The sequence below is a fragment of the Dietzia sp. DQ11-44 genome, from assembly GCF_014145205.1.
GTDB classification, from domain to species: Bacteria; Actinomycetota; Actinomycetes; order Mycobacteriales; family Mycobacteriaceae; genus Dietzia; species Dietzia natronolimnaea.
This window is the reverse complement of record NZ_JAALEC010000006.1, coordinates 1-10,356: the sequence shown is the minus strand read 5'-3', so window position 1 is coordinate 10,356 and position 10,356 is coordinate 1. Positions and strand designations below refer to the sequence as shown.

Genomic DNA, 10,356 nt, shown 5'->3' with positions numbered 1-10,356 from the left:
CGGGTGACCGATCTGCCGATCGTCGGCCATCCCACCAGACTGCACGTGCGGGTACCGCGCTTCACCTGCGGCAACACCGAGTGCGTCACGCGGATCTTCCAGCAACGCATGCCGGCGTTGGCCGAGCCGCGGGCCAAGACCACCCGCCGTTGCACCCGCTGGATTCTGCAGCGCCTGGCGGTCGACCGCACCAGCGTGTCCGCGGTGGCCAAGGCCCTCGGGCTTGGCTGGGATTTGGTCAACGACCTGGCGGTCTCCGAGATCCGCACGATGGTCTACGACCAGCCCGGACACTTCGACGGGGTGCGCGTTCTAGGGGTCGATGAGCACAAGTGGAAGCACGTGCGCGGCGACGGTTCCTCTTCGTTCGTCACCGTGCTGGTCGACCTCACACCGGTCGTGGACGGCGCCGGCCCGTCTCGGCTGCTGGACATGGTCCCGGGCCGTTCAGCGAAGGTGCTCACCGAGTGGCTCGATGCCCGTGACCAAATGTTTCGAGACCGCGTCAAGGTGGTGACGATGGACGGGTTCGCCGGATACCACACCGCCGCCGCCAAAGCCGTCCCCGAGGCACGGACGGTGATGGACCCGTTCCACGTCGTCCATCTGGCCGCCGACAAGCTCACCGTGTGCCGACAACGAATACAGCAGACCACCACCGGACATCGGGGCCGCACCGGCGACCCCCTGTACGGGATCCGCCGCATCCTGCGCACCCGCGCTGAGCTGCTCACCGACAAGCAGAAAGCTCGCCTGTTCAAGGCGTTCGTCGCCCACGACGCCCACGTCGCGGTGGAGGTCACCTACCGCGTCTACCAGGGGCTGATCAACGCCTACGAGCAGCCGCGGCGAAGGGACGGAAAGATCGCGATGTACAAGCTCCTCAAGTCCATCCGGACTGGCGTGCCGAAGCACCTCACCGAGTTGGCGCAGCTCGGCCGGTCCCTGTGGAAGCGGCACCGAGAGATCCTGGCCTACTTCGACGTGGGCGCTTCCAACGGGCCCGTCGAGGCCATCAACGGACGCCTCGAGCACCTCCGCGGAATCGCCCTCGGCTTCCGGAACCTCAAGCACTACATCTTGCGATCACTCATCCACTCCGGACAGCTCCAGAACCAGATCAACGCACTCTAAATCCGGAAGCGCCCCATATCGCCGCACTACGTCACACCTGCGTTCCCGTGACGAGCCCCGGGAACTACCCTTGACCCAATGGAGCGTTGGGTCAGGCTGTTCCGGTGGCTGTGGGCCACCCCCTGGCCCGTCTATGCCCTCACGATGGTGCAGGCCAACATCATCGGCGCGGTCTTCGTCTTCGCGTTCCTGCGCTTCGTCCTCCCGATGGACCGCTTCCTCGACCTGGACCAGTTCCGGTTCCTCAACCAGTACCTGTTCATCGGCTACCTTGTGCTGGCGTTCATCGGCGGGGTCATCGCGTCGACCCTGCTCCTGCTCCCGGTACTCCGGGTCGACCGGTCAGGTGAGGAGTTCGGCGGGGCGATCCGCAACCGGGCCCTGCGGCTGCCCTTCCACCAGGCGCTCATCTCCGGGGCCATGTGGCTGATCGGCACCATCGTCTTTGTCGTCGCCAACGTGGCCCACTCCCCCCGCCTCGCCCTGGTGGTGGGCGTGACGAGCATCCTCGGCGGGACCACCACCTGCCTGATCTCGTACCTCCAGGCCGAGCGGATCATGCGGCCGATCACCGTCCGCGCCCTCGCCCAGGGCGTGCCGGCCAACCGGCACGTCCCGGGGGTCCGTCGACGGATCTTCCTGGGCTGGGCGCTCACCACGGTCATCCCCGTCGCCGGGATCCTGCTGATCCTCACCGGGCAGTGGGTCGGGCTGTTCGGTGACGACCCCGGGCACATCCTCGTGGCGCTCGCGGTGATGGCCAGCGTCGCCGTGATCGCCGGCGCGATCGGCATGGGCCTGGTCTCGGACTCCATCGCCGACCCCGTCCGCGAGATGCAGGCGGGCGTCGGTCGGGTCAAGAAGGGCGACCTCGAGGCCCGCGTCACCATCTACGACAGCTCCGAGATCGGCCGACTGGGCCAGGGCTTCAACGAGATGGTGACCGGCCTGCAGGAACGCGAGGCGATCCAGGACCTCTTCGGTCGCTACGTGGGCGAGGACGTCGCACGCAACGCGCTCGAGCGGGGCACCGAACTGGGCGGGCAGGAACGCCAGGTCGCGGTGCTGTTCGTCGACCTCACCGGTTCGACGGAGTTCGCTGCGGCCCACGAGCCGGCCGAGGTGGTCTCCGTGCTCAACGACTTCTTCCGGATCGCCGTCGAGTCCGTCGACACCAACGGCGGGTACATCAACAAGTTTCAGGGCGACGCCCTGCTCGCGGTGTTCGGTGCGCCCATCGAGGTCGAGAACGAGGCCGGTCGGGCGCTCCGGGCCGCCCGCGCCCTCCAGAGCCAGCTCGCCGGGCTCTCCCCGCTCTCGGCGGGCATCGGGGTCTCCTACGGCACCGTGATCGCCGGGCACATCGGACACGCCAAGCGCTTCGAGTACACCGTGATCGGTGATCCGGTCAACGAGGCCGCACGCCTGACCACCCTGGCCAAGTCCGAACAGGGCCACGTCCTGGCGTCGGCCGCCGCGATCCGCAACGCCGACGCTCCCGAGGCGGCGAGGTGGGTGCTGGGACGCAGCGTCGAACTGCGTGGGCGCGGCATCATGACGCAGCTGGCCCGGCCGCTCCGGCCGACCCTCGCGGACCGGTGGCAGGCCGGGAACGTGGCACTGCGCCCCACCGTCGAGGGTCTGGACACCGCCGACACCTGATCAGCACCTCGGTTGGCGGACGCCTCCGCGCCGTTGGCGGACGAATTGCGCGTCCTGAGGGCCCGTGAGCACCGATCCTGTCCGCCAGCGCGGAGGAGGTGTCCGCCAACCGCGGGGAGGGTGTCCGCGGTCGGGTCAGCGCCCCGCGGTGGCCTTCTTGGCCGGCGACTTCTTGGCCGGAGACTTCCGGGCCGGGGCCTTCTTCGCCGCGGCCTTCTTCGGCGGGGACTTGGCGCGCCGCTCGGACAGCAGTTCCGAGGCGCGCGCGTCGGTGAGTGTCTCCACGGTGTCGCCCTTGCGCAGCGACGCGTTCGACTCCCCGTCGGTCACATACGGCCCGAACCGCCCGTCCTTGACCAGCATCTGCTTGCCGGAGACCTCGTCGACCCCCATCTCGCGCAGCGCCTTGGGTGCGGCGGCCTGCCGGCCCCGACGCTTGGGCTCGGAGTAGATCTTCAGAGCCTCTTCGAGCGTGATGGTGAAGACGGCGTCCTCGGTGTCCAGGGTCCGCGAATCGGTGCCCTTCCGCAGGTAGGGACCGTATCGGCCGAGTTGCGCGGTGATCTCCTCACCACTCGTGGGGTCGACGCCCAGCACCCGCGGCAGCGACAGCAGCTTGAGTGCCTGCTCGAGCGTGACCGTGGCCGGCTCCATCGACTGCATGAGCGACCCTGTCCGCGGCTTGGGGCCGGTGGGGTTGTCGGACTCCTTCTTGGCCTTGCGGGTCACGGCGGACTTGGCCTTGGTCGCGGCCTTCTTGGCCTCCGCCTTGGCCTCGTCATCCTTCGCGGCCGCCATCGCGGCGTCGCGCTCGGCGTCGATACGCTTCTTCTCCGCCTCGGCGTCGGCGAGCACCTTCCTGGCCCACTGCGCCTTCTCCGCGTCGGTGGGCTCGGGCAGCTTCTCGGTGACGTAGGGGCCGAATCGGCCGTCCTTGACCACGATCTCGTGACCGGTCTCGGGATCCACGCCCAGCGGACGCCCGTCCTGCGGGGTGGCGAAGAGTTTCTCGGCCACCTCGAGCGTGAGCTCGTCGGGGCTCATCCCCTCCGGCAGGTTGGCGCGCTGCGACTCCTGCTCGCCGCCCTCCCCCGCGACCATGCGCTCGAGGTACGGACCGTAGCGCCCGACACGGACGTGGACCGGTCGTCCCTCGGAGTCGTCGAAGACCCGGATGGAGTTGATGCTGCGGGCGTCGATGGCCTCGAGGTTCACGTCGATGAGGTTCTTGAGCCCGACCGCGTGATCCCCGTCCCCGGCCGACCCGGCGCCGTCGGGGTCACCGAAATAGAAGCGACGCAGCCAGTCGTCGCGGTTCTCGCGCCCCTCGGCGATCTCGTCGAGCTCGTCCTCCATGAGCGAGGTGAAGTCGTAGTCCACCAGTCGACCGAAGTTCTGCTCGAGCAGACCGATCACGGCGAACGCCACCCAGCTGGGTACGAGGGCGTTGCCCCGCGAGTACACGTACCCACGGTCCTGGATGGTGCGGATGATGCTGGCGTAGGTGGAGGGGCGGCCGATGCCCATCTCCTCCATGACCTTGACCAGGCTCGCCTCGTTGTAGCGGGCCGGCGGGCTGGTGGTGTGGCCGTCGGCGGACAGATCCGAACCCGTGAGCGCCTGCCCCTCGCTGAGCCGGGGCAACCGCCGCTCGGCGTCGTCCGCCATGGGCTTGTCGGACGACTCGGTGGACTCCTCGGCGGCCTCGACGTACGCCTTGAGGAAGCCGGGGAACGTGATGGTGCGGCCCGAGGCCGCGAAGGTGGCCCGGCTGTACCCGGACGGGTTCTCGCCCGCGGCGCCCGTGATCCGGATGCTCACCGACGTGCCCTTGGCGTCGGCCATCTGGGAGGCGACCGTGCGCTGCCAGATGAGCTCGTACAGGCGGTACTCCTCGGCATCCAGCGCGCTGTGCAGCTGACCGGGCGTCGCGAAGGACTCCCCGGCCGGGCGGATGGCCTCGTGCGCCTCCTGGGAGTTCTTGACCTTGCGGGTGTACTGACGCGGGGTGGGCGAGACGTACTCGCTGCCGTACAACTCCGTGGCCTGCGCACGCGCGGCCGACATGCCGCCCTCGGACAGCGTCGTGGAGTCGGTACGCATGTAGGTGATGTAGCCGTTCTCGTACAACCGCTGGGCGATGCGCATGGTGCGTTCGGAGGTGTAGCGCAGCTTGCGGCCGGCCTCCTGTTGCAACGTCGAGGTCATGAACGGCGCGTAGGGGCGCCGGGTGTACGGCTTGGACTCCACGGAGTCGACCACGAAGTCGGCACCGTCGAGGGCGTCCGACAACGCACGGGCCGCGGCCTCCTCGAGCACCACCGCGTCCTTGGCCGCGCCCGTGGTCTTGAGGCGGCCGTTCTGGCCGAAGTCGCGGCCCTGGGCGACCCGGGCACCGTCCACCGCGGCGAGACGGGCCGTGAAGCTGCGCGGCTCCCCCGCGTCCCCGCCGGTGGCCTGCTGCGTCGTCAGGGTCGCGGTGATGTCCCAGTAGTCGGCGGCGACGAACGCCATGCGCTCCCGCTCGCGCTCGACGATCACGCGGGTGGCCACGGACTGCACGCGGCCCGCGGAGAGCCGCGGCATGACCTTCTTCCACAGGACCGGGGAGACCTCGTATCCGTAGAGACGGTCGAGGATCCGGCGGGTCTCCTGGGCGTCGACCAGGTCGGTGTCCAGCTCGCGGGTGTTCTCGGCGGCGGCGAGGATCGCGGGCTTGGTGATCTCGTGGAACACCATGCGCTTGACCGGGACCTTGGGCTTGAGCACCTCGAGCAGGTGCCAGGCGATCGCCTCACCCTCGCGGTCGGGGTCGGTGGCCAGGAGGAGCTGGTCCACGCCGGCCAGTTCCTTCTTGAGCTCGGCGACCTTCTTCTTCTTGTCCGCGCTCACCACGTAGATCGGCTCGAAGTTGTCCTCCGGGTTCACGCCGAGCCGCGCCCACGGCTCCTTCTTGTACTTGGCCGGGATGTCGGCGGCGCCCTTGGGCAGGTCACGGATGTGGCCGACCGACGCCTCGACCACGTAGTCGGACCCCAGGTAGGGCTGGATCTTGCGGGCCTTGGTGGCGGACTCGACGATCACCAGGCTCCGCTTTCCGCCCGATGCTGTCTGCTTGCTCGCCACTGAACTGCTCCCAACCTGCGCTGATCCATCGGCGACGTGTGTCGCCGAACTCCGGTCCCGGATACGGTACGCGTGCCGGGGCCTGTCTATGAGAATTCATACCAGGCCAGGGGCGCTCCCCGAGAGTCGCGTTCCGCCGCGGTTCCACCCCCGAGGCCGTGGACGGGCGCCGGTGCTCCGCCCTCTCCTCCCCCATGCGGAGGTGGGCCGAGGTGCCCTGGTGACGGTGAGAGATCGGCGACCCGGTGGGGATCGGTGCGCGGACGCATCCCTATATATATGTCTCCGTTCGCACCGGGCCGCCTCGTCGTCGTCGTGGTCGTCGTCGTCGTGGTCGTGGTCGTCGCCGTGGCCGTCGCCGTCGCCGGCGTCTCCGGTCATCGAGGTCATCGGGCTCGCACGCCCCCGGACACCTCGCCCGGGGGCCGCGCGCACTCCCGCCGATTGGCACGGATAGACAGACCGGTCTATGGTGATGACGAGGGGGCACTACGCCTAACTGGAACGTGTTACCGTTTTCCAATTCCGCCGCGGCCACGGGTCGCGCCGGAACCGGCGTACCGTCGGTGGCCGTACGGGAGTCACGACCAGCCCCGATCATCTCAGACGCAACGGAGGTCAGCAGCGGTGGGCAATGTGTCCAAGACCAAGCTGGACAAGGTGGTCATCCGCATCGCGGGCGACTCGGGTGACGGCATGCAGCTCGCCGGTGACCAGTTCACCTCGGAGGCCGCGGCCTTCGGGAACGACCTGGCGACCCAGCCCAACTACCCGGCCGAGATCCGGGCCCCCCAGGGCACGATCCACGGGGTGTCGAGCTTCCAGATCCAGATCGCGGACTACGACATCCTCACCGCCGGGGACCGCCCCGACGTGCTGGTGGCGATGAACCCGGCCGCGCTCAAGGCCAACATCGACGACCTGCCCTCCGGCGGCATCCTCATCGTCAACTCGGACGAGTTCACCAAGCGCAACCTCACCAAGGTGGGGTACGAGTCCAACCCCCTCGGCTCCCCGGCCTTCGAGGCGTTCCAGGTGCACGAGGTGGCCATGGGCACGCTGACCATCGGCGCCGTCGAGTCCGTGGACATCGGCAAGAAGGACGCCGAGCGCTGCAAGAACATGTTCGCGCTGGGCTTGCTGACCTGGATGTACGGGCGCACGGTCGACTCGATCGAGAAGTTCCTGGGCAGCAAGTTCGGCAAGAAGCCCGCCATCCTCGAGGCCAACGTCCTGGCCCTGCACGCGGGCTGGAACTACGGCGAGACCACCGAGGCCTTCGCCTCGGAGTACGAGATCATGCCGGCCCAGCTGCCGAAGGGTCGCTACCGCCAGATCACCGGCAACACGGCGATGGCCTACGGCCTGGTCACCGCGGGCAGGTCGGCGGACATGCCCGTGTTCCTGGGCACCTACCCCATCACGCCCGCCTCGGACATCCTGCACGAGTTGAGCAAGCTCAAGCAGTTCGACGTGACCACCTTCCAGGCGGAGGACGAGATCGCCGGCATCGGCGCCGCCCTCGGCGCCTCCTACGGCGGGGCGCTGGGCGTCACCTCGACCTCCGGTCCCGGCCTCGCTCTCAAGTCCGAGGCCATCGGCCTGGCCGTCATGACCGAGCTGCCGCTGGTGATCATCGACGTCCAGCGCGGCGGCCCCTCGACCGGGCTGCCCACCAAGACCGAGCAGTCGGACCTTCTGCAGGCGCTGTTCGGGCGCAACGGAGAGTCGCCCGTCGCGGTGATCGCCCCGCAGTCGCCCTCGGACTGCTTCGAGATCGCCCGTGAGGCGGCGCGGATCGCGGTCACCTACCGCACCCCCGTCATCGTGCTGTCCGACGGCGCGATCGCCAACGGCTCCGAGCCGTGGCTCCTGCCGGACGTGGCCGACCTGCCGGCGATCGACAAGCACCTCGCCACCGCGCCCGCGACCGGCGCCGACGGAGAGACCGAGGCCGCCGGGGACTACCTCCCCTACGCCCGTGACCCCGAGACGCTGGCCCGCGACTGGGCGGTCCCGGGTGAGCCCGGTCTCGAGCACCGCATCGGCGGGCTGGAGAAGGCCAACGGCACCGGCAACATCTCGTACACCGCGGAGAACCACGACCTCATGACCCGGACCCGGGCCCTGCGGATCGCGCTCATCGACGTGCCCGACCTCGAGGTCGACGACCCGTCCGGCGAGGCCGACGTCCTGGTGGTGGGCTGGGGATCGTCCTACGGCCCCATCGGGGAGGCGGTCCGCCGCGCCCGCGCCAACGGCCACCGCGTGGCCCGCGCGCATGTCCGCCACCTCAACCCGCTCCCGGACAACATCGGCGAGGTGCTCGCCAAGTACCACCGGGTGCTCGTTCCGGAGATGAACCTGGGACAGCTCGCCATGCTGCTCAAGGCCCGTTTCCCGGCTCAGATCCAGCCGATCACCAAGGTGCACGGCATGGCGTTCTCGGCCGAGGAGCTGCAGACCGCCATCGAGGCGGAGTTCGCCGGGCGACTCACCCACACCGAGCACGACAAGTACCGCCTGGCGCTCGACGGGGTCATCACCACGACCGGCGAGCCCGCTGCGCGCAACCGGCGGATCGGCCACACCGCCACCGGCACCACCACCGCCAACCGAACCCGCTGACCCGCGAGCGAGGAGAGGATTTCCATGACCACCACCGAACCCGGACTCGTGGGCAGCCCGCTGCCCCTGGACGCGTTGGCCTCCGTACCCAAGAGCGATGCGCCGCAGAAGCCCAAGGACTACACCTCCGACCAGGAGGTGCGTTGGTGCCCCGGCTGTGGCGACTACGTCATCCTGGCCACCATCCGCGCCCTGCTGCCCAAGCTCGGTCTCAAGCGCGAGAACATCACGTTCATCTCCGGAATCGGCTGCTCGAGCCGCTTCCCGTACTACCTCGAGACCTACGGGATGCACTCGATCCACGGGCGCGCCCCGGCGATCGCCACCGGGCTGGCCACCGCCCGCCCGGACCAGTCGGTGTGGGTGGTCACCGGTGACGGCGACGCCATGTCGATCGGCGGCAACCACCTCATCCACACCCTGCGCCGCAACGTCAACCTCAACATCCTGATGTTCAACAACCGGATCTACGGGCTGACCAAGGGCCAGTACTCGCCCACCTCGGAGCCGGGCAAGGTCACCAAGTCCAGCCCCATGGGGTCACTGGACCACCCGTTCAACCCGCTGTCGCTGGTGCTCGGCGCCCAGGCGAGCTTCGTGGCCCGCGCCCTGGACTCGGATCGCAAGGGTCTGACCGAGGTCCTCGAGGCCGCCGCCCGCCACCGCGGCACCAGCTTCGTGGAGATCCTGCAGGACTGCCCGATCTTCAACGACGGCTCGTTCGACCTGCTGCGCAAGGAGGACGCGGGCGACCACCTCATCGCAGTCCGCCACGGCGAGAAGATCATCTTCGGCGACGACGGTCAGCACTGCGTGGTCCGCTCCGGTTTCTCGCTGAAGGTCGCGGCGACCGCCGAGGTCGACGAGGCCGACATCATCGTCCACGACGCCCACGCCGAGGACCCCTCCTACGCGCACGCGCTGGCGAACCTGTCCAGCCAGGACCTCGAGTACACCGTCACCGGCATCATCCGGCAGGTGCACCGCGAGACCTACGACGACCAGGCCCGCGCCCAGGTCGCCGCCGCCAAGGAGACCGCACCGGCGGACCTGCAGTCCCTGCTCGACGGCAGCAACACCTGGACCGTCGGATAGTCGGACACGCTGGCCGGACGGCCACACCGGCGAGACCGCCCCGGGGGCGGTCACCGCGCGGATCTGCACTCAGAGCCGGGCGGTGACCGTCCCCGCGACGCGTCCCCGGGCATCCCAGGTGCGCTCGACCACGTCGGCGGTACCGTGCTCGTCGATCCGCACCGCCGTCGTCGACCGGGTCCCGTACCACCGGCCGATCCGGACGAACCGCGACGACAGGCGCCACTCGTGCCAGAGCGGGACCCCCGTCCGCGGCAGGTGCCGGATCGGCGCTTTGCGGCGATCGGCGAGCAGGTCGAGCAGGGGGCCCGACCAGTCCTGACCGGAGATCGCCTCGGTGCCCAGGAGGGTTCGCACCTGCGCGACCGCGCCGACGACCTTGGGCCACGGGGTGTCGGGTGCCGCGTTGGACAGGCCGTGGACCCCGGTGCCCAACCGCATGGGCCCCCGACCGGACCGGTTGGAGGCCCACCACATCTCGTCGAGGTCGCCGGCCAGGAGGTTGACCGGCCCGTACCTGCCCAGATCGTCGACGACGTGCTGGGCGAACCCGGTCACGGGGACCGGTCCGGTGAGCGCGTCGACCGGAAGCTCACCCCGGGATGCTGCCGCCGGGCGCTCGGGGCCGCCCTCCCGGACGTTGGTGACCGCCGCCAACCCCGCCCCGGACGCCAGCGAGAGCCACGTCCCGCCGGCCGTGACGTCGCGGCC

Annotated in this window: 6 protein-coding genes; 4 read left to right on the top strand and 2 right to left on the bottom strand. The window is 69.5% G+C overall.

The genetic code is table 11. The features are described from left to right. Nucleotides 1-1,134: ISL3 family transposase (locus G6018_RS00150; protein ID WP_182638417.1), on the top strand; the 1,134-nt coding region annotated here is incomplete at its 5' end. 78 nt (nucleotides 1,135-1,212) lie between these two features. Continuing rightward, a complete protein-coding gene (locus G6018_RS00145; protein ID WP_182609908.1) occupies nucleotides 1,213-2,796 on the top strand; it encodes an adenylate/guanylate cyclase domain-containing protein in 1,584 nt (527 codons plus the stop codon). A gap of 135 nt (nucleotides 2,797-2,931) precedes the next feature. On the opposite strand, the gene topA is transcribed toward G6018_RS00145, so the two are convergent. Continuing rightward, nucleotides 2,932-5,922, bottom strand: a complete 2,991-nt coding sequence (topA, locus tag G6018_RS00140) for a type I DNA topoisomerase (RefSeq protein ID WP_182638416.1) — start codon at nucleotides 5,920-5,922, stop codon at nucleotides 2,932-2,934. 627 nt (nucleotides 5,923-6,549) lie between these two features. On the opposite strand from topA, the gene G6018_RS00135 reads away from it, so the two are divergent. Both G6018_RS00135 and G6018_RS00130 read left to right on the top strand, forming a co-directional pair. Beyond that, the gene (locus G6018_RS00135; protein ID WP_182638415.1) at nucleotides 6,550-8,550 is read left to right on the top strand and encodes a 2-oxoacid:acceptor oxidoreductase subunit alpha; all 2,001 of its coding nucleotides are present in this window, start codon (nucleotides 6,550-6,552) and stop codon (nucleotides 8,548-8,550) included. 24 nt (nucleotides 8,551-8,574) lie between these two features. Beyond that, nucleotides 8,575-9,645, top strand: a complete 1,071-nt coding sequence (locus G6018_RS00130; protein ID WP_182615896.1) for a 2-oxoacid:ferredoxin oxidoreductase subunit beta — start codon at nucleotides 8,575-8,577, stop codon at nucleotides 9,643-9,645. A gap of 69 nt (nucleotides 9,646-9,714) precedes the next feature. Here G6018_RS00130 and G6018_RS00125 read toward each other — a convergent pair. Further along, nucleotides 9,715-10,356 (bottom strand): NRDE family protein (locus tag G6018_RS00125; RefSeq protein ID WP_182638414.1); only part of this gene is annotated, 642 nt, incomplete at its 5' end.